This is a genomic window from Streptomyces sp. V4I2 (assembly GCF_030817655.1).
In the GTDB taxonomy this organism is placed as follows: domain Bacteria; phylum Actinomycetota; class Actinomycetes; order Streptomycetales; family Streptomycetaceae; genus Streptomyces; species Streptomyces plumbiresistens.
Map to the genome: position 1 here is coordinate 4,785,063 of NZ_JAUSZM010000003.1, position 25,468 is coordinate 4,810,530.

At 68.9% G+C, this 25,468-nt stretch carries 14 protein-coding genes and 5 pseudogenes; 5 read left to right on the forward strand and 14 right to left on the reverse strand.

Annotation, left to right across the window (positions count from 1 at the left end; genetic code table 11):
- Positions 1-75: 75 nt before the first annotated feature.
- From QFZ76_RS22500 to QFZ76_RS22540, 9 genes and pseudogenes are all read right to left on the reverse strand, one after another.
- Complete coding sequence (locus tag QFZ76_RS22500; protein ID WP_307675439.1) at positions 76-1,608, reverse strand: alpha-N-arabinofuranosidase; 1,533 nt, start codon at positions 1,606-1,608, stop codon at positions 76-78.
- A gap of 119 nt (positions 1,609-1,727) precedes the next feature.
- Complete coding sequence (locus QFZ76_RS22505) at positions 1,728-3,485, reverse strand: cellulase family glycosylhydrolase (RefSeq protein WP_307675440.1); 1,758 nt, start codon at positions 3,483-3,485, stop codon at positions 1,728-1,730.
- Between the two features lie 46 nt (positions 3,486-3,531).
- On the reverse strand, positions 3,532-5,589 hold the full coding sequence (locus QFZ76_RS22510; protein ID WP_307680102.1) for an alpha-galactosidase: 2,058 nt from the start codon (positions 5,587-5,589) through the stop codon (positions 3,532-3,534).
- A gap of 47 nt (positions 5,590-5,636) precedes the next feature.
- A complete protein-coding gene (locus QFZ76_RS22515) occupies positions 5,637-6,641 on the reverse strand; it encodes an acetylxylan esterase (RefSeq protein ID WP_307675441.1) in 1,005 nt (334 codons plus the stop codon).
- A gap of 53 nt (positions 6,642-6,694) precedes the next feature.
- Entirely contained in the window at positions 6,695-8,680 is a 1,986-nt protein-coding gene (locus QFZ76_RS22520) for a beta-galactosidase (protein ID WP_307675442.1), read from the reverse strand.
- Positions 8,677-9,720, reverse strand: a pseudogene (locus QFZ76_RS22525) (LacI family DNA-binding transcriptional regulator). Before QFZ76_RS22525 ends, QFZ76_RS22520 begins: the two are co-directional and overlap by 4 nt.
- Positions 9,721-9,725: 5 nt before the next feature.
- A complete protein-coding gene (locus QFZ76_RS22530; protein ID WP_307675443.1) occupies positions 9,726-10,682 on the reverse strand; it encodes a carbohydrate ABC transporter permease in 957 nt (318 codons plus the stop codon).
- Positions 10,679-11,695, reverse strand: a complete 1,017-nt coding sequence (locus tag QFZ76_RS22535; protein WP_307675444.1) for a sugar ABC transporter permease — start codon at positions 11,693-11,695, stop codon at positions 10,679-10,681. The genes QFZ76_RS22530 and QFZ76_RS22535 overlap by 4 nt, the downstream gene beginning before the upstream one ends.
- A gap of 36 nt (positions 11,696-11,731) precedes the next feature.
- On the reverse strand, positions 11,732-13,405 hold the full coding sequence (locus tag QFZ76_RS22540; protein WP_307675445.1) for a Tat pathway signal sequence domain protein: 1,674 nt from the start codon (positions 13,403-13,405) through the stop codon (positions 11,732-11,734).
- A gap of 336 nt (positions 13,406-13,741) precedes the next feature.
- On the opposite strand from QFZ76_RS22540, the gene QFZ76_RS22545 reads away from it, so the two are divergent.
- A complete protein-coding gene (locus QFZ76_RS22545; RefSeq protein WP_307675446.1) occupies positions 13,742-16,591 on the forward strand; it encodes a glycoside hydrolase family 3 protein in 2,850 nt (949 codons plus the stop codon).
- A 39-nt stretch (positions 16,592-16,630) separates the two neighbouring features.
- Positions 16,631-18,143: pseudogene (locus tag QFZ76_RS22550) on the forward strand (glycoside hydrolase family 43 protein).
- A 162-nt stretch (positions 18,144-18,305) separates the two neighbouring features.
- Here the strand turns inward: QFZ76_RS22550 and QFZ76_RS22555 are convergent.
- The 3 genes and pseudogenes from QFZ76_RS22555 to QFZ76_RS22565 form a co-directional block, all read right to left on the reverse strand.
- A pseudogene (locus QFZ76_RS22555) lies at positions 18,306-18,500 on the reverse strand (IS701 family transposase); the annotation flags it as partial.
- Positions 18,501-18,574: 74 nt separating this feature from the next.
- Complete coding sequence (gene ltrA / locus QFZ76_RS22560; protein WP_307671996.1) at positions 18,575-20,128, reverse strand: group II intron reverse transcriptase/maturase; 1,554 nt, start codon at positions 20,126-20,128, stop codon at positions 18,575-18,577.
- Between the two features lie 634 nt (positions 20,129-20,762).
- Positions 20,763-21,344: pseudogene (locus QFZ76_RS22565) on the reverse strand (IS701 family transposase); the annotation flags it as partial.
- A 62-nt stretch (positions 21,345-21,406) separates the two neighbouring features.
- Between QFZ76_RS22565 and QFZ76_RS22570 the strand changes: the two are divergent.
- A protein-coding gene (locus tag QFZ76_RS22570) for an IS3 family transposase (RefSeq protein WP_307675447.1) occupies positions 21,407-22,572 on the forward strand; the annotation gives its coding sequence in 2 pieces (ribosomal slippage) (positions 21,407-21,671 and positions 21,671-22,572; 1,167 coding nt in all).
- A gap of 239 nt (positions 22,573-22,811) precedes the next feature.
- On the opposite strand, the gene QFZ76_RS22575 is transcribed toward QFZ76_RS22570, so the two are convergent.
- Positions 22,812-24,254, reverse strand: a complete 1,443-nt coding sequence (locus QFZ76_RS22575; RefSeq protein WP_307675448.1) for a non-reducing end alpha-L-arabinofuranosidase family hydrolase — start codon at positions 24,252-24,254, stop codon at positions 22,812-22,814.
- 433 nt (positions 24,255-24,687) lie between these two features.
- Here QFZ76_RS22575 and QFZ76_RS51795 point away from each other — a divergent pair, with 433 nt between their 5' ends.
- On the forward strand, positions 24,688-24,807 hold the full coding sequence (locus QFZ76_RS51795; protein ID WP_373464531.1) for a winged helix-turn-helix domain-containing protein: 120 nt from the start codon (positions 24,688-24,690) through the stop codon (positions 24,805-24,807).
- The gene (locus QFZ76_RS22580) at positions 24,804-25,148 is read left to right on the forward strand and encodes a hypothetical protein (protein ID WP_307675449.1); all 345 of its coding nucleotides are present in this window, start codon (positions 24,804-24,806) and stop codon (positions 25,146-25,148) included. Before QFZ76_RS51795 ends, QFZ76_RS22580 begins: the two co-directional genes overlap by 4 nt.
- 158 nt (positions 25,149-25,306) lie before the next feature.
- Here the strand turns inward: QFZ76_RS22580 and QFZ76_RS22585 are convergent.
- Positions 25,307-25,450: pseudogene (locus QFZ76_RS22585) on the reverse strand (PQQ-binding-like beta-propeller repeat protein); the annotation flags it as partial.
- Positions 25,451-25,468 lie beyond the last annotated feature (18 nt).

The window sequence follows — 25,468 nt, forward strand, 5'->3', positions numbered from 1 at the left end:
GCGGCCTTCGCCACGTCCTGGATGGTTGCCACGTTTACCCTCGGTCGATGGTGGGCGCAGACGCCGCGGCAGGCCTCAGCGCAGGTGGGCCACGGGTGCCTGGATGGTGAGGAACGAGTGCGGGGGAATCGTCAGCACCATTCCCTGGCCGGTTGACTTCACCGCGTCGAACGGGCGCGGGGCCACCGCCTCGGGCGTCTCCGCGGTGTTGTGGACCTGGAGCCGGTCCGCGGTCAGCAGGCGGCCGGTCGGCTCGCCGACGGAGCCGCCGCGCAGGTCGAGTGTCACCTCGGCGTGCTCCTCGGCGTCCAGGTTGGTCAGTGAGATCAGCACCGTGCCGTCCTTGATGCTGGCGGAGGCGGAGAGCGTGTCGAGTTCGCTGTCCCCCACCCGGCGCCTCGCGTCCTGGGCATGCAGGTTCACGGCGAGCGAAGAGGCGTCCTGATGGCCCTTGTTCATTTCGAAGACGTGGTACGTCGGGGTCAGGACCAGCGCGTCGCCGTCGGTGAGCAGCATGGCCTGGAGGACGTTGACGGTCTGGGCGATGTTGGCCATGTACAGGCGTGCCGCGTGCCGGTGGAAGATGTCGAAGTGGGTGCTGGCCACGAGGGCGTCGCGCAGGGCGTTCTGCTGGAACAGGAAGCCCGGGTTGGTGCCGGGCTCCGTGTCCCACCAGGTGCCCCACTCGTCCAGGACCAGCCCGACCCTGCGGCCCGGGTCATAGCAGTCCATGACCGTGGAATGGCCGGTGAGGATACGGTCGATCCGCTTGGCCTCCAGCATCGTCCGGTAGTAGTCCTCCGTGTCGAAGACGGTGGCGCTGCCCTTCGCGTCCCACGGGCCGTTCACCGTGTACTGGTGAACGGACAGGCCCTGGAAGAAGTTGCGGGGCGTTGCCTCGCAGCCGAAACAGCTGATCTGCTGCATCAGCGTCTCGGTCCACTTGTAGTCGTCGCCGTTCGCGCCGGAGGCGATGCGGTACAGCGAGTTGCCGCTGTGGTCACGGCAGTACGTGGCGTACTGGCGGGCCAGATCGGCGGAATACTCCGCGCGCATGTTGCCGCCGCAGCCCCAGGTCTCGTTGCCGATACCCCAGAACTTCACCCGCCACGGCTCCTCCTGGCCGTTGGCCTTGCGCAGCCGCACCATCGGGCTGTCGCCGTCACGGGTCAGGTACTCCACCCAATCGCTCATCTCCTGCACCGTGCCGGAGCCGACGTTGCCGCTGATGTACGGCTCCGCACCGAGCAGCTCGCACAGGGCCATGAACTCGTGGGTGCCGAAGTGGTTGTTCTCCTCCACGTTGCCCCAGTGGGTGTTGACCATGCGGGGGCGCTGGTCCCGGGGGCCGATGCCGTCCTTCCAGTGGTACTCGTCGGCGAAACAGCCACCGGGCCAGCGCAGGTTCGGAATATTCAGCGCGCGCAGAGCCCGTACGACATCCAGGCGGATACCCCCCTCGTTGGGTATCGGCGAGTCCTCCCCGACCCAGAAGCCGCCGTAGATGCAGCGGCCGAGGTGTTCGGCGAAGTGGCCGTAGAGGTGGCGGCTGATCGTCGGGCCCTCGATGTCGAGGTTGATGACCGCGGTGGCGGTGGCAGTGGGCACGGAGTGGCTCCAGGGCGTGGGATTGGTATCGATAAAAGGGCGGCCACGAGGGGTCCTCGGGACCTGGGAAACCCCGGCCGTCGGAGGTCTCCGACGGCCGGGGCGTGGTTGACGGATGATCAGCCGACGGTGCCGGTCACCGTGCTGCCGTTCTTGGTGACCTTGTAGGTGGCGGTCTGGCCGCTGTAGAAGTGGAAGACCAGCGTGGCCGTGTCGCCGTCACGCAGCGAGGCGAGGAACAGGGGGGTCAGCACGATCGTGCTGTTGGGGTAGTCGGGCGAGAACGTCTCGTTGAACGTCTGGTACGGGGTCCAGTCGAGCGGGCCGGCGTTGGTGCCGTCGGCGTAGGTGGCGTGCATGGTCGCCAGGTTGTTGCCCCGGTACTCGGTGGGGATGGTCAGGCCGTCGGTGGTGCCGGTGGCCGCCGCCACCGTCGGGTTGTCGTTGGTGACGATGTCGATGTTCCACGGCACCCCGGTGGAGAACCGGGCCTGGACCGTGGCGTCGGTGCCGTAGGCGCGGTCGCCGACCAGGCGGGTCAGCGCACTGGCGGTGAAGGTCAGCGTGGTTCCGGAGACGGTGTAGTCCCGCCCCGGGAGCAGCCTGGTGCTGCCCTGCCACACGCCCAGGAAGTGGGTGCCGTTGAGGTTCAGGGTGAGCGACTCGGCAGTGATCGGGGCGGACTTGGAGACGAAGACCTTGTCGAAGGAGGCCGTGCCCGAGCGGGTGGTCCAGCTCGACTTGATCGCCGCGAAGAGGTCCGGGTCACGCCACTGGAGCGTTTCACGGTTCAGGTAGTTGAAGGCGTCCCACAGCGCGGTGGTGACGCCGTTCTTGCGCGCCGCGTATCCCAGCTGCTCGTAGTACTTCAGCTGCTCGCCCCGCTCGACTGTTTCGGGGTGGAAGTAGTTGGGGCTGGTCAACAGGCCGTACTCACCGAGGTAGACCGGGATGCCCTTGGCGACGAAGGTGTCGTGCATATCGGCGAAGGAGTCGTCCAGGTACTTCTGGGCGATGTCGCCGTACAGGGTGCCGCCGGCGAGGTTCGCGCTGAACGGGTAGTAGCTGTAGAAGTGCACGGTCGCCACCAGCTGGCTGTCGTGCAGGGAGTTGATGGTGGTGGACAGGTCGTCCAGGAGGGGCTGGGCGCCATCGCCGCCCAGGGTGGGCAGGACGAGCATCCTGGTCGCGTTCTCCCCGCCCGAGGCGCGGACCACGGTGTGGAAGGAGACGTTCAGCTCATTCAGGTACGCGGTCTTCTGCGCGTCCGTGACGTCGTTGAACCGCGGTTCGTTGACGCTCTCGAAGAGCAGGGTGCGCGGCTCGGCCTTGAAGGCCTCGGAGATCTGCGACCAGGTGGAGTCGAAGCGGGCCATGACGTTGTCATGGTCCTTGGTTATGTTCGAGACCCATTCTATCGAGTCGTGGTGGACGTTGAGCACGACGTACAGACCGTCGGCCTGCGCCCAGTCCACGATCTGCTTGACCCGGGCCACGAAGGTGGCGTCAATGGTGTACGGCGCGGTGGCGGACTGGTGGTTGCTCCAGGTCACCGGGATGCGGACACTGCGGAAGCCCGCCGCGGCGATGGTGTCGAAGGTCGCCTTGGTGGTCAGGGGGTTGCCCCAGGCGGTTTCGCTGGGGGCGTCCAGGGAGTTGCCCAGGTTCCAGCTGGGCTGCATCTGCGCCACGGCGTCGATGGCCTTGGCCGGAACGCTGACGGCCGGGTGCAGCGCCGTGCCGTGGACGTCGGCGGCGCCGAAGGCGGCGGCGCCGGACAGGCCCAGCATGACGGCCAGGGCCGTCAGCAGGGCGGCCAGGCGGCCGAGGCCGCGGCCTCTGGCGCGCCGGTGCGCGGGTGGCTGGATGTCGTTCATGCCATGTGCCTTTCTCGAGATGAGTGGATCTCTGGCGGAGTGCTGGTCAGGAAGTCTGTGTGGGGCGGGCCGACTGCCGGAGGCGCAACAGCACGGCGGACGGTGCCGCCGGCAGGGTCACGGTGAGCTCGGCCGCATCCGGATCCCAGGCGCAGTGCGGTCGCCCGCTGCTGGGGTAGAGCAGATCGGTGCTGACATCGGCTCCCCGCAGCCGGGGCAGCCGCAGGACTGCGGTGTCGTCCGCTCCGGGGCGGCGCCAGACCGTGAGGTAGGTGGTGGCCGGGGTGTGCAGGGCCAGGGCGATCCATGGGTCCTCCCAGGCCGGCAGGCCGAGCGGCCAGGCGGGGACGGCCTGCGGAAGGTCGGCGCGGATGGACTTGTACACCGCCACCCCCTCATGGACCAGCGCTCGTTCCCCGGCCCCGAGCTCGGTGATCTTCCCCGAGAGGTGGATACGGCCCAGGAGGGCGTTGGCCATGGTGAAGGCGACCTCGTCGGGGGAGTGCTTGGCCTGCGGGTAGGCCCAGACCGCACCCTGTTCGGGGGTGACGGCGGTGGGCGCGGAGGCGGCGATCGGCGCATAGAGCAGCAGGTCCTCCTGGTCGCTGGTGGAGTGGAGCTGCAGCCGCGAGAGCATGGCGTGGTCGGTGCGCATGCCGCCCGAGGCGCAGTTCTCGATCACCAGGTCCGGGTAGCGGTCCAGGACGCCGTCCAGCCAGTCGAGCAGGGCCCGGTTGTGGCCCAGCAGCCCGTCGGCCGGGGCCTCTCCGGGGTGGCTGCTGGTGCCGGGGCCGAAGTCGGTGTTGTGGTCGAGCTTGAGGTAGCCGACGCCCCACTCGCCGACCAGGCGGTCCACGACCTGGTCCAGGTGGGCCCGGGCGGCGGGATGGCGCAGGTCGAGGTGGTACCGGCTACTGCCCTCCTCCACACGCTGCCCGTCGCGGCAGAAGAACGCCTCCTCCGGCAGGGACTTGGCGACCGGGCTGGACACGCCGACCCCCTCCGGCTCCAGCCAGATGCCGGGCACCATCCCCCGCTCCCGGATGCGGTCCAGGACCTCGTGGATCCCGCGCGGCCCGGGGAAGCGGGTGGCGGCGGGTTCCCAGGTGCCGACGGTGCTCCACCAGTGGCCGTTGTCGTCGTCGTACCAGCCGGCGTCGATGACGAAGTACTCCGACCCCGCCTCGGCCGCAGCATCGACCAGCGGCAGCAGCTTGGCCGTGGTGGGGTCGCCCATCAGGCAGTTCATGTAGTCGTTGAAGACCACCGGCAGGTGGAGGTGGTCCCGGTGCGGGCGGCGGGTGATCCGGCGGTATCGGGTGAGCACGGCGAACGCCTCGTCGGGGCCGCCGTCCGCAGCGAAAGCGAGCGCCACCGGCACCGTGCGGAACTCGGCCCCCGGCTCCAGCAGGTGCCGCCAGCCGTGATTGGCGTCGGTGGGACCGAACAGCGCCACGTAGGCCGTCTCATCGCGGACGCCGCACTCCCAGCGCCAGCCTCCGCCGTTGTGCTCGATCTGCCACAGCCAGGTGCGACCCGAGTGACGGTCGGTCAGGCCGCCCATGGGGAGGAACCGGCTGCTGGACCGGACGCCCCGGCCGGTCATGACCCGGCCGTTGAGGGCAGGCGAGGACTCCCGCAGCGGCTCCTGCTTCCAGCGGAGCTCGGTGAACCACTCGTTCTCCGCCCACATCAGGTCGGCGGAGTCCAGGCCCGCCGGTCCGTCCTGGGTGAGGCAGCCGGTCACCAGCGAGCTGACCGACTCCAGTTGCAGCGCATCCGGCCCTTCGTTGCGCAGGACCACCTCGCTGCGCAGCACCGGCAGGCCGTCCGGGGAGCGGAAGCGCACCTCGGCGGTGAGCCCGGTGCCGGGGTCGTGGAGTTCGACGCTCAGCGTGTGCCAGTCGCCGTCACGGCCCGCGCGGTGGGAGCGGTGCCGCAGCCGCGAGGCGAGGCTGGTGTCGATGAGGTGCCGGCCCTGGCCCTCCACCGTCACCTCGACCAGCGGCAGCGGTGCGCCGGGGCGCCTCGCGCCGTCCGCCTCCCCGGGTGTCCCGAGGTGGACGAGTCGGGCGGCGCCGTCCTCGTCCAGGGCGATCTCCATGGCCAGGGCCGGGTGGCCCCAGCGGATCGTCTGCGCTGTGCCGTGCGTCACTGGGGTACGTCCTCTCGGGTGGTGCCGGGCGCCAGGCCGCGCTCGCGCAGCCAGGCCAGTTGGATCCCGGGGGTGGAGCCGTAGCCGCCGCCGTGGTCGGCGAACGGCCAGACGGTGATGGTGCGGTCCACGCCTGCGTAGTGGTTGAAGGCGGCGTAGACGGTGGACGGCGGGCAGATGGGGTCCATCAGGCCGACGCTGAACAGCGCGGGGGCGGTGGCCCGCTGGGCGAAATACACGCCGTCGAAGTAGTCGAGGGTGGCAAAGGTCGGCTGCACCTTGTGCCGGCTGTGCCAGCGCAGGTACTTGACGAGCTCCTGGTAGGGCCCCTCGAAGGCGATCCGGGCCCCCTGGCGGAAGTGGCACAGGAAGGGCACGTCAGGGAGTACAGCAGCGATGTGATCAGTCATCAGGCCGGCCACGGCGAGGGAGAGTCCGCCGCCCTGGCTGCCGCCGGCCACGATGATCCGGCCGCCGTCGATCCCGGGAAGCTCGGCGACCGCGTCCACCGCGCGCACACAGTCGGTCATCAGCCGCCGGTAGTAGTAGTTCTCGGGCGAGTCGATGCCCCTGGTCATGAAGCCCTCGGACCACTGGGTGCCGTCGCCCATCCCCCGGTCCGGGGTGTCGTGGCCCTGACCTCGGGTGTCGACGACCAGCTGGGCGTACCCGGCAGCCGACCAGAACAGGTGCTCGGTGGGCAGTCCGCGGCCGCCGCTGTAGCCCTGGTAGGTGACGACGACGGGCAGCGGGCCCTCTACCCCGCACGGGCGCAGCAGCCAGGCGGCGACCGGCTCACCGTTCCAGCCGGGGAAGCGCACGTCGTCGACCTCGACGGTGCGCAGTCCGTACTGCTCGGTGACCCGCTCGGTCTTCACCGCGCCGCCCTGGGCGCGGGCCTCGGCGAGGGTGCGCTGCCAGAAGGGGTCGAAGTCGTCGGGGGCGGGCGACTTCGGACGGTAGCCGACCAGGTCTTCGGGGCCGAGGTCAGTCAGGGGCATGTCGTGTTCCTCACGTCCTGGATCGGGGGTGGGCCGGTGTGAGCCGCTGCGCTTCACGGCAGCCGGAGCACGGCAACGCCTCCGGGGGACAATGTCACGCCCCCATCCGCTGCCTGACGATCCGTCAACAGCTCCCAGCCGACGACCGGGACATGCCAGGGCTCACGGCCGTGGTTGAGCAGGAAGAGCCAGGAGCGGCCGTCGTCGGCGCTGCGGCGGACCGCCTCCACGCCGGGCGGCAGGCCGGGCACGAGGGGTCGGACCTCGGCTTCGGATAGCAGGCGGCGCACCAGTGCGGAGTAGCCGGCATCGTCCAGCCGGGTGGAGAGGTACCAGCCGGCGCCCTCGCCGTAGGCGGCACGGGTCAGTGCGGGGCGTCCGTCGGCGTAGGCGGCGACGGTGTCCGCGCCCTCGGTGCGGAGGTACTCGCTCCAGGCGCCTGCCGCCATGCCGTCGGACAGCCTCAGCACCGCCCCCGCCGCCAGCGGGCGGTGCTCCTCGACCCGGATGCCCAGCGCCTCGCCCAGCGGCTCGGCCGGGTAACCGCCGGTCCTGGCCCGGTAGTTCTCGTCGACGACGCCGCTGAAGTACTGCACCAGCAGAGTGCCGCCCTGCTCGACGTAGCCGCGCAGGTTCTCGGCCGCGGCGTCGGAGAGCAGGTGCAGCGCGGGCGCCATGACCAGCCGGTACGCCGACAGCTCGGCCTCCGGGTGGGCGAAGTCCGCGGTGACGCCGGCGTCCCACAGAGCACGGTGGGCGCGGCGCAGAGTGCCGGGGTAATCGAGATCCTTCGACGGCAGCCCCTGGCTCTCGAGCCCCCACCAGGAGTCGGTGTCGTGCAGCACGGCGGCCTCGGCGACGACCTTGGAGCCGGCCAGCTCGGCCAGTCGCGCGACCACCTCCCCGGTTTCGCAGACCTCGCGGAAGATCCGCGAGTCCGCCCCGGCGTGCGGGACCATCGCCGAGTGCCAGATCTCGGCCCCCGAGCTGGACTGGCGCCACTGGAAGAACAGCGCGCCGTCAGCGCCGTGGGCCAGGTGCTGCACCGAGTGCCGCAGGATCTCGCCCGGCTCCTTGGGCAGGGTGGCGTTCTCCCCGTACACCGTGGAGGTGCCCTGCTCCATCAGCAGCCAGGGCTTTCCGCCGCCGAAGGAACGCGCCCGGTCGCCGCCGAAGGCGGTGTCGGCGGCGGCGTCCACGCCCGGCGCGATCGGGTAGTGGTCGATGCTGACGAAGTCCAGCTCACGGCCGAAGGCCCACAGGTCCAGGTTCTGGTAGCCGGGCAGCATCAGATTGGTGGTGACCGGCAGTTCACTGTGGACGCGAATGGCGTCACATTGCTCGCTGTAGGCGGCGAGGGCCTCGTCGGACCAGTAGCGGCGGAAGTCGAGCACCTGGCCCGGATTGTGGTGCCACTGGGTGGCCCGGGGCGGCAGGATCTCCTCCCAGCTGCCGTAGCGCTGGCTCCAGAAGGCGGTCCCCCAGGCCGCGTTGACGGCATCCAGGCTGCCGTGGCGCTCGCGGAGCCAGCGCCGGAAGCCGGCGGCGGCGTGGTCGCAGTAGCAGATCGCGGCGTACTCGTTGTGGACATGCCACAAGGCGACCGCCGGGTGCTCGCCGTAGCGGGCGGCCAGGGCGGTGGCGATCCCGCGCGCGGCCCGCCGGTAGGCGGGAGCGGCCAGGCAGTAGGTGTCCCGGCTGCCGTGGACGAGCCCGGCTCCCTCGGCGGTGATCGGCATCGCATCCGGGTGCGCCAGGGTGAACCAGGGCGGCGGGGAGGCAGTGGGGGTGGCCAGGTCCACGGCGACGCCGTAGCTGTGCAGCCGGTCGAGCTGCTGGTCCAGCCAGGCGAACTCGTACCGGCCCTCCTCGGGTTCCAGTAGCGCCCAGGAGAAGACGCCGAGGGTGGCGAGGTTGACCCGCGCCCGGCTCATCAGGGCGTCGTCCTCCTTCCAGGTCTCCTGGTCCCACTGCTCCGGGTTGTAGTCGCCGCCGAAGGCGAGGCCGCCCAGCCGGGCGGTGAGTCTGCTGGTGCTCACTTCACACTCTTTCGGGTAGGGGCGAGGCCAGCCGCGGGATACGTGCGCGGCGCCGGACCGGTGCTCTCACGGCGCGTCAGGACCGGCGCGAGCAGGGTGAACTCCTCCGTGGGCCGCCCGGCCAGCCGGTCGGCGATCGGTTCCACGGCGAGTTCGCCGAGCTCCCCGGCCGGACCGGTGACCGCGGTGAGCACTGCTCGGCCAGGGGCTCCGGGCATAGCGCCACCACGGAGACGTCCTCGGGGACGACCCGCCCGGAGGCCCGCAGCAGTGACAGCAGCGGCTGGATCGCGCCCTCGTTCTGGACGACGAATCCGGTGGTGTCGGGACGGTCGGCCAGGATCCGGCTGACCACCCCGGCCACAGATTCGAAGGTGCCCTCGCAGGGACGGTGCAGCACCCGCAGGCCGAGCCGGTCCGCCGCCGCCTGGAAGCCGCCCAGTGTCCGTTCCGCACAGCCGGAGTGGCGCTGGTGGACCGCCGGCGCGTAGCCGATGAAGGCGACGTCCCGATGCCCCAGCTCGGCCAGGTGCTCGACGCAGAGCGCACCCGCGTACGCGAAGTCGTAGTCCGCGCAGGCGAGTCCGCTGGGGTCGCCGGGCAGCCCGATCAGGGCCGCCGGCGCCCCGGTCTCGCGCAGGACGTCGATGCGGGGGTCGTCGAGCTGAACGTCCATCAGGATCACTCCGTCGGCCAGCCCGCTGCCAGCCACCCTGCGCACCCCCGCCGAGCCCTCGTCACTGGTCAGCAGCAGGACGTCGTAGCCGAAGCCTCGTGCCGCCGTGGTGACCGCGATGGCGATCTCCATCATCACCGGGACGTAGATGTCCGTGCGCAGTGGCACCACCAGCGCGAGGATGTGCGAGCGTCTTCCGGCCAGCACCCTGGCCCCGGCGTTGGGGTGGTAGCCGAGGCCGGGCGATCGTCGCCTCCACTCTGGTCCTCGTCGGTGCGGAGATCGCCCGCTTGCCACTGAGGACGTAGCTCACGGTGCTCGGGGAGACGCCTGCCGCCTCGGCCACTTGGGCCAGTGTCACCATGCCGGTCAGCCCTTGATCGCGCCGGTGAGCATGCCGGTCTTGAAGTGCTTCTGCATGAAGGGGTAGACCATCAGGATCGGCACCAGGGTCAGCACCACCACCGCCATCTGCAGAGAGAGCGGCGCGGTCTGGGTGTGCAGGGAGCCGAAGCCGCCGTTGGTGGCGCCCGGCATGGTCATCCCGTTGCTGACGTACTGGAGCAGCACGTACTGCAGTGGCCACTTGGTGCTGTCGGTCGGCATGTAGAGCATCACGTTGAAGAAGGAGTTCCAGTAGCCCACCGCGTAGAAGAGCGCCACCACCGCGGTGACCGCGCGGGAGGTCGGCAGCACGATCGACCACAGGATGCGCCACTCGGTGCAGCCGTCCATGCGGGCGGCGTCGATGAGGTCGGAGGCGGTCCCGGAATAGAAGGAGCGCAGCACCAGGATGTTGAAGACGGAGACCGAACTGGGCAGGATAAGCGCCCAGTACTGTCCGTAGCCGCCGAGGGCGGTGACGACCAGGTAGGTGGGGATGAGGCCGCCGCCGACGAACATGGTGATGACAAGCACCAGCAGGATGGCGCGGTGACCGAAGGAACGGGAGCGGGACAGCCCGTAGGCGCACAGCACCGAGACCACCATGGAGAGCAGGGTGCCGACGACGGTGATGCCCAGGCTGACCAGGATGGCCCGGGTGACCGGCCCATCGACGAGCATCTGGTGGTAGGCGGCCACCGTCAGCCCGTCGGGCCAGATGACCAGGCCGCCGGCCCGGTTGATGGCACCGGGGGTGGAGAAGCTGGTGACCACGACGATCCACAGCGGCACCAGGACCGCTGCGAGCACCAGCAGCAGCACGCCGCCCTTGAGGCCCTGCCCGACGGCCGTGGGCGGTTCCTCCCACACCGGGCGGTTGGGGTGCCGGTCAGGACGGAGCGTCAGAGCCGGGGTCGGGGTGTCACTGAGTGTCTGGCTCATTTGCGGTACAACCCGTCCTCACCGAAGGCGTGTGCGAGCCGGTTGGCTCCCCAGATCAGCAGGAGCGAGATCACGCTCTTGAACAGTCCGGCCGCCGCGCCGTAGCTGTAGTTGTTGGTGGCGATGCCGTAGTAGAAGGAGAAGGTGTCCAGGACGTCGGCGGTGTCGTGACCGACGGCGTTGCGCTGGATCAGGAACTGCTCGAAGCCGACGCTGAGCGCGTTGCCGAGCCGCAGGACCAGCATCAGCACGATGACGCCGCGCATGCCGGGCAGGGTGATGTGCCACATCCGCCGCCACCGGCCCGCGCCGTCCACCGCGGCGGCCTCGTAGAGGTTCTGGTCCACCGCGGCGAGCGCGGCGAGGAAGACGATGATCCCCCAGCCCGCTTCCTTCCACACCGCCTGGCCGGAGATCAGCAGCGCGAAGGTGTGCGGGTTGGTCATGATGTCCCAGCTGCCCAGATTGTGCTGGGCGAGCAGGTGGTTGAGCACGCCGGCCCCGCCGAGCATCTGCTGGAAGACGGTGATGGCCAGCACCCAGGAGAAGAAGTGCGGCAGATAGACCACGGACTGGATGAAGTTGCGGATCCGGGGGCTCATCACCGAGTTGAGCATCAGTGCGAGGGCGACCGGAACCGGGAAGAAGAGGACCAGCTGGACGAAGCTCAGCCACACGGTGTTGCGCAGCGCCTCCCAGAACACCGGGTCGTTGAACAGCTGCTGGAACTGGTCGAGACCGGCCCAGTCGCTGTGCATCACCCCGACCAGCGGGTCGTAGTACTCGAAGGCGGTGATCAGGCCGAACAGCGGCGCGTAGTTGAAGACCAGCAGCAGCGCCACGACCGGGAGGGTCATGATGATCAGTGACTTGTCCCGGCGCAGCCGGATCCGCCAGGTCATCCTGGTCCCCGGGAGGCTCTTGTCCGCCCGGCCGCTCCGCGCGCCGGCCGCTCGCTCGGCTCTGCGGCTCCCCTGGGTCTTCTTGGGTTTGATGGTGGATGTCACGGTCACGGTTCCTCCTTGCGTGGCGCCGCCTGCTGGTGCGGACTACTGACCCGTGCCGAGCTTGTCGAGGATCTCGGTCTGGTACCACGCCTTGAGCCGGTCGCCGCCGCTGCTCTTCCAACTGGCCAGTACTGCCTGGTAGTCGGAGACCTTCTTCAGGCCGTGGGTGACGTCCTTGATGGTGTCCTGGACGGACTGGGCGTTGGCGATGGTGCTGAAGCGCGCCGGCAGGGTGATGTTCATGCCGTAGAAGACCGGCTTGTAGGCGTGCTTGCTCGCAGCAGTGCACCAGGCGAGGGAGTCGCGGGTGACCTGTTCGGCGCCCGGATTGAACACCACCGAGGGACCCGCGCCCAGGAACGGGAAGGTCTTCGGCAGAGCGGTCTTCTTGCCCTCGGCGGTGTACGTGGGCAGACCGTTCTGCAGGGTGTAGTGGACGCCCTCGACGCCGTAGTTGGCCATCGTGTACTCGGCCGAGCCGAAGGGGGCGGACAGGTAGTCGGCGACCGCGAGCAGTTCCTGGATCTGGTCACCGGAGAGCTTGGCGTTGAAGTAGCTCAGCATGCTGGTGGAGGCCCCGAGGAAGATCTGCGGGTCGGACTTGCCGTCGGCCGCGATGATGTTGAAGGCGTCCCGGCGGTAGTTCTTGTTCGCGGCGGTTCCGGACTGGTAGTCACTGAGGCTCCAGTCCCCGGTGCCGCCACCCTGGATCAGGGCCTTGCCCGCGTAGAAGCGGGTGCTGGCGTTGTTGGTGTTGTTGGCCAGCGCGTCAGGGTGCACGTATCCCGCCTTGGCCAGCCGGTAGTGCCAGTCGAGGGCCTCCAGCATTTCGGGCATCTCGTAGAAGTGGACCAGCTTGCCGTCCACCACCTTGTATTTGTCCGGGAGCCCCCATGCCTGGTACAGGGAGGTCCAGACCTCGCCGAACGCCCAGACTCCGCCCTTGGCGTCGGTCAGCTCCTTGCCCAGGTTCATGTAGTCCTCGGCGGACTTGACCTGGTCGGCGGTGATCCCCTTGGCCTCCAGGATGTCCCGGCGGTAGAACACCGATCCGGACAGCGGCATCCCGCTGGCGAAGGTGGGAATGCCGTAGATCTTGTCCTCCCAGGCGCTGACCTGCCAGGCGAGGGTCGGGATCGCCGCCAGGTTGGGGTACTTCTTGATCTTCTCCCCGGCCAGGTAGGGCGTGAGGTCCGCCAGCTGGGTCCCGACCAGCCCACCCATGTTGAAGTTGTTGTTCCACCAGCTGGGCAGGTTGATCCAGTCCGGCAGCTTCTTCGCCGCGGTCATCGTCGGGATGATGGTCTGGTAGTCGTTGCCGTTCGCCGGCTTCATGGTGAGGTTGATGCCCAGCGCCTTGTTCATGGCCTGGTAGAACGAGTTGCCCGCCGGCGGGAGGGCGTCCCACATGGGGGTCACCGCGGTGTAGCTGCCGCCCTTGCCCGGTATACCGGAGACGGTGGCGACCGGGTGGGCCGGGTAGGTCAGGTAGCCCGGGTCGGTGAAGGAACCTGCGGCCCCGGTCACCGTGGGGATGTCCGGCTTGACCGCAGTGCTCGCCACGTAGGCGGGAAGCACCGAAGCCAGACCGGTCTTGCTGTTGGCGCCGCCCTTGCTGCTGGAGGACTTGCCCCCGCCGCAGGCGGAGAGCACCGGGGACAGGGCGGCTGCTCCCGCCACAGCGACCGCGCCGTTCACGAAAGTTCTACGACTCATGGCGATGCTCATGCTGGGCTGCCCTTCGAGGGTGAGGTGGGGAGTTGAGCGTTGTGCAGATGTGCTGTAGTGCAGCCGGACCCTTGGGGAACTGACGGCCGATCCGCCGGAAGCCTTCGAAGCGCTTCAAAGTTGCCGAGATGTTAAGCGCCACTTTCTCCGGAGGACAAGGCATGCGCAGAGAAACGACAACTTAAAGTTTCTGGCATCTATCAACGAAACTTTCTCTTGACTCTGTTGTGATCACCTGCCAGCGTCGAAGGGCTTCACCACCGGCAAGGTCGCGCGACCGCGCCTGTCGGCCCAACTGCCCCGTTCAGCGAGGGACCCTCACCTGTGAGCACTGCCGCCGTGTCCGCCACGCCCCATTTCCGCGATCCCGGGCTGCCTCTGGCCCAGCGCGTCGACGAGCTGCTCTCCCAGCTCACGGACGAGGAGCGGATCGCCATGCTGCACCAGTACTCCCCGGCGATCCCCCGGCTGGGAGTCGGCGAGTTCCGCACCGGCACCGAGACCCTGCACGGCGTCGCCTGGCTGGGCGAGGCCACCACCTTCCCGCAGGCCGTGGGCCTCGGCGCGAGCTGGGACGAGGACCTGGTCCGCGAGGTCGCGGAGGCCGTCTCGGTCGAACAGCGCGCCTTCCACCACCACCGCCCGCCGGCCGTCGGCACCGGCCGCAACAGCCTGCAGGGCTGGGCCCCCGTGGTGAACCTGCTGCGCGACCCCCGCTGGGGACGCAACGAGGAGGGCTACTCCGAGGACCCCGCGCACTCCGCCCGGCTCGGCGAAGCGTTCTGCCGGGGCATGTCCGGCGACGACCCGGAGCATCTGCGCACCGCCCCCGTCCTCAAGCACTTCCTCGGCTACAACAACGAGGACGACCGCTGCACCACCTCCTCCGGGCTGCGCCCCCGGGTGCTGCACGAGTACGACCTGGCCGCCTTCAGGCTCGCCATCGCCACCGGGGCCGCCACCGGCGTCATGGCTGCCTACAACCTGGTCAACGGCCGTCCCTGCCACGTCAGTCCGCTGATCGGGCAGCAGCTGCGGCGCTGGGCCGAGCCCACCGGGCACGAGCTGTTCGTGGTCAGCGACGCCGAGGCCCCGTCCAACCTGGTCGACCCCGAGCACTACTACGAGGACCACGCGGAGTCGCACGCTGCCGCCCTCAGGGCCGGCATCGACTCCTTCACCGACCACGGCGAGGACTCCTCCGTCACCGTGGGCCGCATCACCGAAGCCCTCGAACGCGGCCTGCTCACCATGGACGACGTGGACCTGGCCGTGCGCCGCCAGCTGTCGATCCGCTTCCGCCTGGGCGAGTTCGACCCAGAGCACGACCCCTACGCCGGCATCGGCTGGGAGGTCGTCAACTCCCCCGCCCACCAGGAGCTCGCTCTGCGCGCGGCCACCGAATCCGTGGTGCTGCTGAAGAACGAGGGGCTGCTCCCACTGCCCGCCGACCGCCGGGTCGCCGTCGTCGGCCCACTGGCCTGCACCCTGTTCGAGGACTGGTACAGCGGCAGCCACCCCTACCGGATCACCGTCGCCGACGGCCTCGGCGTCCAGGGCGTGGAGGGCGTGGACCGGATCGTGCTGCGCACCGCGGACGGCCGGGCGCTGACCGCCGCAGGCCCCGACGGACTGCTGACCGTGGCGGAAGCCCAGGACAGCGACCCGTCCGCACAGTTCGACCTCTTCGACTGGGATCTCGGGGTGCTCACCCTGCGCTCGGCCGCCACCGGCCGCTACGCCTCCCTGCGCGACGCCGACCGCCGGGTAGCCGCCGACCGGGACCAGCCCGGCGAGTGGGACGTCCACGAGACCTTCCGGCTCGAACCCGACGGCGACGGGGGCGAGTTGCTGCGGAGCGTCCTCACCGGCCGGTACGCGCAGGTCCACGCCGCCACCGGCGCCGTCACCATGTCCGGAGAGTCGCCGGCGGTGGCGGCAGTCCTCACCCGCACCGTCGTCCGTGACGGCGTCGCCGAGGCCGTCACCGCCGCAGCCGCGGCGGACACCGCGGTCGTCGTCCTGGGCAACGACCCGCACATCAACGGCCGGGAGACCCAGGACCGGGCCGGACTGAACCTCCCGCCGAACCAGGACCGCCTGCTGCGCGCGGTCCTCGCCGCCCAGCCGGACACCGTCCTGGTCGTCATGTCCAGCTACCCCTACGCGCTGGACTGGGCAGCCGGGCACGTCCCTGCCATCCTGTGGACCTCGCACGCCGGCCAGGAGACCGGCCGCGCCCTCGCCCGCGTGCTGCGCGGGGATGCCGACGCGTCAGGCCGCCTCCCGCAGACCTGGTACCAGGGCGAGGACGAACTGCCCGAGCGCCTCGACTACGACATCATCAAGGCTGGCTGGACCTACCAGTACCACCGCACCCCCGCCCTCTACCCCTTCGGCCACGGGCTCTCCTACGCCGACTTCAGCTACTCCCGACTCGCCCTCGACGCTGACCGCCTGCCCCAGGACGGAACGGTCACGGCCCGGGTCTCCCTGGGCAACCGGGGCGAGCGGGCCGGAATGGAGACCGTCCAGCTCTACGTCCGCGCGCTGGACGCACGCTACGAGGCGCCACTGCTGCGCCTCGCCGACTTCCGCAAGGTCCGGCTGGCGGCCGGCGAGTGGACGGAGCTGGAGTTTCGGCTGCCCGTCGAGCAGGCACTGGCCCACTGGGACGTCGCCACCGGCGCCTTCACGGTGGACCCCGGCCGCTACGAACTGCTCGTCGCCCGCAGCGCCGCCGACCCCGTGCTCACCGCCCGGTTCACCGTGGACGGACCGGCTCCCGCTCCCCGCCGGGTCGTCGGCCGGCCACTGCGTGCCGTGGACTTCGACGACTACCGCGACGTCGTCATCGTCGACGCCGGCCGCACCGACGGGGACGCGGTGACGCCTGCCGCGAACCAGGCCGCGCGGCTGGTATTCCGCAACGTGGACCTCACCGGCGCGGCCACGCTGACCGCCGAGGTCTCCCGCACCGCGCCCGGCCCGGCCGACCTGGACGTCTACGCGGACGGACTGCTGCTCGCTGCACTGCCGGTGGACTCGACCGGCGACCGGTACACCTGGACCACCGTCAGCGCCGCCCTGAGCCACCAGCACGGCACGGTCGGCGAGCTGACGGTCGTACTGACTGGTGAACAGCGCCTCGCCACGCTGACGTTCGCGCCCTGAACAGCACCCACCCACCACGCCGCCAAGGACTTCACACCGATGACCGCTTCCGCCGTCCCCTCCGCCACCAGCCCGGTGATCCCGGGCTTCCATCCCGACCCCAGCGTCTGCCGGGTCGGCGAGGACTACTACCTCGTCTGCTCCAGCTTCGAGTACTTCCCCGGCCTGCCCGTCTTCCACAGCCGCGACCTGGTCAACTGGACCCAGATCGGCAATGCCCTGGACCGCCCCAGCCAGCTCGACCTCCCTCCGGACACCCCCTCCTCCGGCGGCCTCTACGCCCCTACCCTGCGCCACCACGACGGTCGCTTCTGGCTGATCGTCACCAATGTCGCCTCCGCGCGGCGGCAACATGGTCTACACCGCGACCGACCCGGCAGGACCCTGGTCCGATCCCGTCCGCGTCCCCGGCGTCCCCGGCATCGACCCCGACCTCGCCTGGGACGAGGACGGCACCTGCTGGTGCACCTACGCCGGGGTCGCCCAGGTCCGCCTCGAGCCCTCTACCGGTGAAATCCTCGGCGAGCCCTACCCCGTCTGGTCCGGCACCCCCGGCTCCATCGCGCCCGAGGCGCCGCACCTCTACCGCATCGGCGACCACTGGTACCTGATGCTCGCCGAGGGCGGCACCGAACGCGGCCACAGCGTCTCCATCGCCCGCGGCCCCTCCCCCAGCGGCCCCTTCGAGCCGTGCCCGGCCAACCCGATCCTCACTCACCGCGGCACCGACAAGCCGGTCCAGAACACAGGCCACGCCGACCTGGTGCAGGCGCCCGACGGCAGCTGGTGGATGCTGCTGCTGGCCGTCCGGCCCCAGGGCGGCACCCCCGGCTGGCACGTACTCGGCCGCGAGACCTTCCTGGCCCCGGTCAACTGGGAGGACGGCTGGCCCGTGATCGGCGAGGTCGGCGTGGAGCGCGCCGAGCTGCCCTGGCCGGTGGCGGCCCCCACCCCCGAGCCGGAGCGGGACGACTTCGAGCCCGGCGACCTGGCACACCACTGGATCTCCCTGCGCGACCGGCCCACCGAGCTGGTCAGCACCAAGGAGCGCGACAGCTGGCTGACCCTGCGCGCCCGCGGCGCCTCCCTGGACGAGCCCGACGTGGTCCTGCTGGGCCGCCGCCAGCAGCACCTCGCCTTCCGTGCCCGCACCCTGATCGATACGGCCGAGGGCAGCGGGGGGCTCGCCGTGCGCCTGGACGAGTTCCACCACTACAGCATCGAGTCGGCCCCCGGGGGCCGGCTCTCGGTCATCGCCAGGATCGGCTCGCTGCGCACCGTCACCGCCGAACACACCCTCCCGGCAGGCCCGGTGACCCTCTTCGTCCGCACCGGACCCGCCCCCGAGCCGCACGGCGCGCGCACCGGCCCGGACTCCCTGGTCTTCGGCTTCGAGTCCGCCGACGGAACGGCGACTGAGCTGGCCACCCTGGACGGCCGCTACCTCTCCACCGAGGTCGCCGGCGGCTTCACCGGACGCGTCATCAGCCTCTACGCCGCCACCGGGACCGCCCACTTCGACTGGTTCGACTACGCACCCCTGGTTCGCTAGTACTGCAACGGTGCTTGTTCTGAGTGCTGGGCAGTTTTCAGGGGCTGTGTCCGCGTCGTTTGTAGTGGCTGATGCGGGCTTGCTGCTGGCGTCGTCGGCGCCAGGTTGACCAGTGCAGGATGTGGTCGACCGGCGTTGGCCGGCGGTCGGTGAGGCGGTGGATCAGGCGTCGGATTTCGGCGAGGCTGAGGTGGATGAGCTGGGAGGATCCGTTTCTGCTTTGCCGGTGTCCAGCTGTCGGGCTCGCAGGACGGTGAGACAGGCGTGGGCGGCCATGGCCAGGGTCATGTGGCGGTGCCAGCCGGGGTAGCGGCGGACCTGGTAGTCGTCCAGGCCGCATTCCTGCTTGGCCGTCTGGTCGGGTAGGACCGCCGCATTGCTGCGGCGGTCCCCCCTCAGAACCGTGCGGGCCCGTTGTCCGAGCACACGGCTCAAGCAAGCCCTGATGGCTCGCAGGCGTATGCAGGTGCTGGCTTGTGCTTGTGACGTCGTTCGGCCCAGTAGTCGGCAAGGGCTGGGTCGTCCACTGACGACGTGCCCTTGACCATCTGATGCCGGACGATCTTCGTCCAGGAGAACTTGGCAAGGTAGCGGCCGCTGTTGCGGTCGCCGAAGACCCACCGGTCTCGCCTGGCCTTGTTGAACATGCCGAAGTAGCGGGCGGTGACCCAGTGCTTCGGCTTGTTCGGGTGTGTGTGGGTTGCCCACTTGTAGATGAGCTTCCACACGTAGGCGTCCAGGGCATGGAAGATGCGGCTGGACACCGCGCTCCGGTAATAGGCAGCCCAGCCCCGGATGATCGGGTTGAGCTTATGGATCACCGCTTCGGCATTGGCCCCTCGCAGGGCCTTGACCTCGACGGCCAGCCGTTTCCGGATGCGTCGCACGGCTGCCGTGCTGGGCTTGATCAGAAGCACCGTCCCGCCGCGGTAGCGGCGGATGTTGAAGCCCAGGAAATCGCAGCCCTCGTTGAGGTGGACGATGCTCGTCTTGTCCTCGTTGAAGACCAAACCTCTGGGTTTCAGCCAGGTGGCCAGTCGCGCCTGGATCTGCTCGGCCTCGGCTCTGGAATGAGCGAAGGCAAGCAGGTCGTCGGCGTATCTGATCAGCACCGGTGAGCCCGGTCTTGTTTCACCGGCGTGTGATCCGCCGGTGAAATAGCGGACTCCGGCAGCCTCTTCCATTCCATGAAGAGCAATGTTGAGCAGGAGGGGGCTGATCACGCCGCCTTGAGGTGTTCCTTCCTCGGTCGCGGTGAAGCACTCCTTCTCGATGACTCCGGCTTTCAGCCATCGGGTGACCATTCCCGTCGCAGGAAAAGTGCCCAGCATCTCGATGAGGTGACCGTGATCGATGCGGTCGAATGCCGCTGCCAGGTCTGCATCCAGTACCCACTTCCGCTTCGGGGTCTTCCCGTGCGCGACCGTGAATATCGCCTGGATCGCATCCTGACATCCCCTGCCCGGTCTGAACCCATAGGACTTCGGCTCGAACCGGGCTTCCCATTCGGGTTCCAGCGCGTTGACTGTCTTGGCTTGCAGGACTCTGTCAATGATGACTGGAATGCCGAGGGGACGCCGCTTCCCGTTGCTCTTCGGAATGTAGACGCGCCGGGCGGGCTTGGGCTTCCACGGAGTTGAGCTGTGCTGGACCCAGGCGGCCAGTTCGGCTTTTCCCGGGTTTGTGAGCACGACTCTGCCGTCGATGCCCGCCGTCCGGCGGCCAGCGTTGATCTCCGTCACTCGTCGCACGCTGATCAGCGTGTTACTGCGGCTGCGGAGCATCAGTTTCTGCAAGTTGCGGACCCTCTTCAGGTCCCCTGCCTGCGACGCCGCGAAGATGCGCTGGCGCAGACGACGTACGTTCTCCTCGGCGGCATCCCAGTCGATCGCATGCCAGTCGAGTAGTTCGTCTTCCGGTCCGTTCACCGGGCCGCTCGGCGGCACGGCGTCTAACGTGTCCTTCAGTTCCGTCGTCCTTTTCATCGTCCTCTTCGCAGGCTCACCTGACCCACGTCGGCACCCTTTCGGGCCGGGTCACCTGGACCTTATCCGGCCAGTTATGCGGGACAACCGGCCGGAGTGGCCAGTTGAGCTGTCCCGGTTTCCTGCTGCCTTTCGGCCACCGGCATTCGCTTCTTGGGTCATCCTGTTCCCGACGGGGATTTGAGCCTTCCTTGCGGTCGGCCTACCCATCACTCGTGTAATGGGACCCTTGCGGGGTTTCCACGTTCTGCATGAGCGAGATGCGAGTGGGGTGGGTGCCCTCTCTACCCCGGGACGGCGGTGTTCTCCCGGCTGACTGCTTCTCTCCAGCCGGCGCCTGCCGCTTCTCAACGACCAGTCCTGTACCCCGCTTAGACATCCCATCGGCGGGGGTCGAAGTTACGAGGCATAGCCAAGGGTTCATTCGCATTCACCCGTCCACTCATTCCCCTTGCCTGTAACTCCCGGATGGAACGGGAGTCCTTGGGCTTTTCCCCCGGGCTTCGCACCCTCCCGTTACCAGGAACGCACGCCGGGGCGGGGACAGGCCCTGAACACTGGCCCGGAACTACACGTTCCTCAACGGAACCTCCTCTCAGTGAGTTCACTCAGCTCAAGCAGCCTCGTGTCGCACGAAGCATTCCTCGACTGCCCATCGGCTGCCGGCGATGCGGATCAGCTCGTCCAGCGTCGTGTCGGCGGGACAGTAGGCGATGTAGTAGGAGATCTCCTCGGGCCTGCTGACGCTGCGGCGGGCGAGGACCCAGTGCCGGCGGTCCTCGCGGTGCCAGGGCCTCACCTCGACGCGGGCCCAGTCGTAGATCCGCCGGCCGTGGGCTCCTTCACCGCAGGAGCGGCGTTTCCACTTCTGCCGGGGCAGGCCGGGGAACAGGTCGTGGACGGGGTGGTCGATGGACCAGCGGGTGACGACCGTGTCGTGCCGTGTGGTGGCCATGACGTGGAAGACGTCCGCCTGCTCCAGCTCGAACCGCCAGCCCTTGCTGTAGCCGTAGGCGGCGTCCGCCGTCACCCAGCTGAACGGGACCTTGTCGGCGATGGCCCGGCGGACCATCGCCTTGGCCATGGCCACCTTCGTCTCGAAGGCGACGTGGTCGTCGATGCCGGCCCGTCGGCAGCGGTCGCGGTCGTCCGTCCAGGAGGTGGGCAGATACAGACGGCGGTCGATCAGAGTGCGTCCGCGGCCGGTGGCGTAAGCGGAGATTTGTGGAGTCCCTGATGCCAGGGTTACGGTCCTGGCGAAGGAGATCCACCAGCACCATGCCAGCACCCCGTAAATACCCCGATGAATTGCGTGAGCGGGCGGTCCGCGAGGTCCGCGCCACCGGCCGCCCGATCGCGCACGTCGCGAAGGACCTCGGCATCCACAAGGAGGCCCTGCGCGGCTGGGTCCGTCAGGCAGAGGCCGACCATGGCGAACGCGACGACCGGCTGACCACCGCCGAGCACGACGAGTTCAAACAACTCCGCAAAGAAGTAGCGGAGTTGAGGCGGGCCAACGAGATCCTCAAAGCCGCCTCGGTGTTTTTTGCCCAGGAGATCGACCGTCCCCGGACGAGGCCGAGCAGGTGATCGACCATCTGCGTGCGAACGGTCTTGGGGTCGATCCCGTCTGCCGGGTGCTGGAGCTGTCGCCGTCAACATACTTCGCCCGCAAGAAGCGGCCGAAGTCGGCCCGCCGGCTCCGCGACGAACAGCTCTTGCCGGTGATCGAGCAGGTCCACGCCGACTCCGGCGGCACGTATGGGGCCCGCCGGATCACCCGCGCGCTGCGGCGCAAGGGTGTCGAGGTGGCCCGCTGCACCGTCGAGCGGCTCATGGCCGAACGCGGTCTGGAGGGCGTGATCCGTGGCCGACGGCGCCGCACCACGATCCCAGAGCCGTCGGCGCCCCGTCCGCCGGACCTGGTGGACCGCAACTTCACCGCGGCGCGGCCCGATCAGCTGTGGGTGGCTGACATGACGTATGTCCGCACGTGGTCGGGATGGGCATATGTGGCGTTCGTGCTGGACGTGTACTCGCGGATGATCGTCGGCTGGCAGGTCGCCGACCACATGCGGACCGAACTGCCCCTGGACGCCCTGGAGATGGCGCTGTGGCGCCGAAGAACCAAGAAGGACTCCGGCCTCATTGTGTCGATTCGATACACCGACCGGCTCGCGGACATCGGCGCCTCCGCATCGGTCGGTTCCGTCGCGGACTCGTACGACAATGCCATGGCCGAGGCACTGAACGGCACTTTCAAGGCCGAGCTGATCGAGATGCAGGGCCCCTGGAAGGACCCCGCCCAGGTCGAGCGGGCGATCTTCCAGTGGATCACCTGGTACAACGAAGAACGCCTGCACTCCGCGCTCGACTACGTGCCACCAGCCGAGTACGAACGCGACTTCTGGCAGAGCCAGGAACGAGTCCCGCAGTCCGCCTGAAACAAGATCACCGGACTCTACGAAACTCGGGGCAGCTCAATGTCCACGTATGCGACGTGCTTGCCGCCCGGCCTCCTCGCAGTGAAAGCACTGGCCGGCCACGAGTGGGCGTTGTCGGGCGGGTAGGGCCTGACGGGGTGTCGAGGCATGGTTCAGTCGGGCTCCGGGCCCGGTTCGGCGTGCGTGGGTTGCCCGCGAACGTCAGGAACACCGGAGCCGGACCTGTGTCATGCCACCGGCTAGCGCTGCAGTGTCAGTACCCCTGGCCGGTAGGGCAGGAGGCCGTAGTCCCCGCCGTCGGTGCTGGGGTCGCGCCCCTGGTAGAGGAACTGCAGGTTGCAGGGGTCGATGGTCTTGGTCTGGTCGGGGTTGGTGCGAACCAGATCGCCGTGGCTGATGTCCCTGGTCCAGGCCGTCGCGCCGCTGCTGGCGCTGCCGGCGAAGGGGCTGGTCACAGTGTCGGCCCCGGCCTGCGGTGTCCACGTGCCGTCCAGGCTGGTGGCGGTGAACGCGCGGAAGTAGCGGCCATATCCTGTGTAGTTCTGGGCCTCGACGATCATGAGGTACTGGTTCTGACCCTGGACCTTGTAGACCTCCGGCGCCTCGAACAGGTTGAGCGGCGTGTCGCTCATGATCTTCGTGACCGAGCCGAAGGTGCCCGGGAAGTTGCCGATGGGCATGCTGGCGCGGTAGATGTCGCCCTCGTCGTTGGCGAAGAACATGTACATGTTCGTGTCGTCGCCGATGAGGGTCACGTCGAGGGGGCCGCCCTTCGGGAGGGTGCCCGTGAACAGCTCCTGCTGCGGGCCCCAGCCATTGGGGTTGGTGGGGTCACTCGAGGTGCGGTAGGAGAAGCTGTAGGGCCAACCCCCGTTGTAGGCAAGCACCCAGAGGTTCTTCGGGGCGAAGTAGAACAGCGTCGGCGCGATGCCGTCGAAGGGAATCGTGTTCTGGGTTGCGGTGGCCATGTCGGACCAGTTCGTGAAAGGGCTGAAGGTCGTCAGTCCCCAGCGCCCCTCGTCACCGGCGAGGGTGTTGTGCGTCGTGGCATAGACGATGTGCTTGCCGTTGTAGACGACGCTGGTGAAGTCCTTGAGCGAGGCCCACCCCGCCTTCGGCTCCGCCAGCGGGCCGGTCGATGTCCAGCGGTACGTCGACGGAAGAGCACACACGTTGTTCGCCCCTGACAGGCCGGTCCACTTCTGGTTGGTGCCGCCGTGGCACGACCAGATCTGCACTCCTGTGCCGTTGGTCTTGCCCCAGCCCGCGGCTTCCAGGCACAGCCCGGACCGCACGCCGACGATCGTGCCGTCGGGGTTCACCCGCCACTGCTGGTTGTCACTGCCGTTGCACGTCCAGATCTGCACCGGGGTCCCGGCCGTGGTGGCGCCGCCCCGGACGTCCAGGCACTTGTTGCCGTACACGGTCAGCTGGCTGCTGTCCGTCAACGTCCACTGCTGGTTGATTCCACCGTGGCAGTCCCAGATCTGCACGTTCGCGCCGTCGGTCTGGCTGAAGCCCGACACATCGAGGCACCGGCCGGAATCAACACCGCGCACGTCACTGGTGGTGGCCGCCTGAGCCGGGCCGGCGGCGAGCAGCGCCGCCAACGCGGCCAGAGCCGCAACCACGGCGGCGAGCACCGCAGACGGGCGTCTGAGACGGAAACTACGTCTGCGCATAAGGACCTCGTCATCCTTGAGCAAGCGGCTCCGGTTGGCCCGTCAGAAGCTGTCCGGAGGCGGTGTGGTGCGACTCGAGTGTTCGATATGACGAACGTGGGTCGAAGTGTCGAGCAACTGGATACTAAGGTTCCGGTGATCAACGTCAATACCTTGCGCAAAATTCGCGGGCAGAAACGTTCGCAGGCTGAAACCAGGCGCTTTCAAGTCCCGTGGTTGTACGGGTCTTCGGCGTGAGCATTAGATAGCGGTACGGGCGGGGCTTAGTGATCATTACGGACCCCGACCAGGTCGCTCACCCGAGCCTCTGGCTCGACTCGGTGCCCGACCAGGCCTTGCGGCGGCGTGCGGCTACCGGTCGTCCGCCCAAGCTGGACGACGCCATGGGCTTGGGCTTCTCTCTCCAACGCGGCCCGGACGGTCTCGACCTGGGCTGACCGGCCGTCTCGGATGGAGTCTGCAGCGGCCTGAGCGGCGGGCGGTCGAGAGGGACGAGTCAGAGATCGCCCGCTGGATCGCGCACGAGTGGCCGCGGATCAAAAAGGGGCGGTGAGCACACGTGCCTGGATCGTCTTCCTCGACGAATCAGGCGTCCCCTTGCTGCCTCAGGTCCGCCGCACCTACGCGCCTAGAGGTCGGACCCCGCTGCGGCACCGGCTGAACTGGAAGCGGGCGTGGGTCGCCGGCCAGGACTGGCTCACTGTGGAGCGATTACCCGACTACGCTCCCGAGCTCAACCCGGTGGAGCTGCAGTTGTTCTCACTCAAGAAAGGTGAATTCGTGAACCTCGCCCGCGACCACCTCGCCGATGTCGCCGACGCCACCGAGCAAGGCATCCACCGCATCAACCGCAACCCACAACTGTCATGGTCCTTCCTCACTCGCACGGCCTGACCATCCACCCACCACACCCACCGGACTTACGAAAAGTTCAGTAGTACTGCAACGGTGCCTGCTGTAGGGCGCGGGAACCCGCCCCGCGCCCGTCGACCCGGGCGCCCGAGCCGCGCTCCACGCCGTGGACCCGGGCGGGACGCCCACGCGCCCCGCCCTCAGCTCGTGCGGGCCGTCCCCGTCCCCTTCTCCGCGTCCAGCGCGTACACCCAGCGGTCCTTGCTGCACGCGTAGACCACGCCGTCCTTGACCACCGGGGATCCGGTGATCTCCCCGCCCGTCGCGAGCTTCCACCGCAGGCGGGCAGTGATCGAGGGAGC